We start from the raw sequence: 471 nt of genomic DNA, 5'->3' as shown, positions 1-471 counted from the left end.
TATCGTCTTCTTCAATGAATCAAGCAATTCGTGTGGGAACTTATGGAGCAGCTGATGTCGTCGATTAAGGAGGTGATCCAGCCGCAGGTTCCCCTACGGCTACCTTGTTACGACTTCACCCCAGTCATGAATCACACCGTGGTAACCGTCCTCCCGAAGGTTAGACTAGCTACTTCTGGTGCAACCCACTCCCATGGTGTGACGGGCGGTGTGTACAAGGCCCGGGAACGTATTCACCGCGACATTCTGATTCGCGATTACTAGCGATTCCGACTTCACGCAGTCGAGTTGCAGACTGCGATCCGGACTACGATCGGTTTTCTGGGATTAGCTCCACCTCGCGGCTTGGCAACCCTCTGTACCGACCATTGTAGCACGTGTGTAGCCCAGGCCGTAAGGGCCATGATGACTTGACGTCATCCCCACCTTCCTCCGGTTTGTCACCGGCAGTCTCCTTAGAGTGCCCACCAT

1 rRNA gene is annotated in these 471 nt (G+C 54.6%); it reads right to left on the bottom strand.

Features of this window, described 5'->3' with window-relative positions:
* Positions 1-65: 65 nt before the first annotated feature.
* Positions 66-471, bottom strand: a 16S ribosomal RNA gene (locus QZR30_RS27900); the annotation flags it as partial.

Source organism: Pseudomonas sp. rhizo25, assembly GCF_031931935.1.
GTDB lineage: Bacteria > Pseudomonadota > Gammaproteobacteria > Pseudomonadales > Pseudomonadaceae > Aquipseudomonas > Aquipseudomonas synxantha.
The sequence above is the reverse complement of the archived record's forward strand: the minus strand, read 5'-3'. Positions and strand labels throughout refer to the sequence as shown.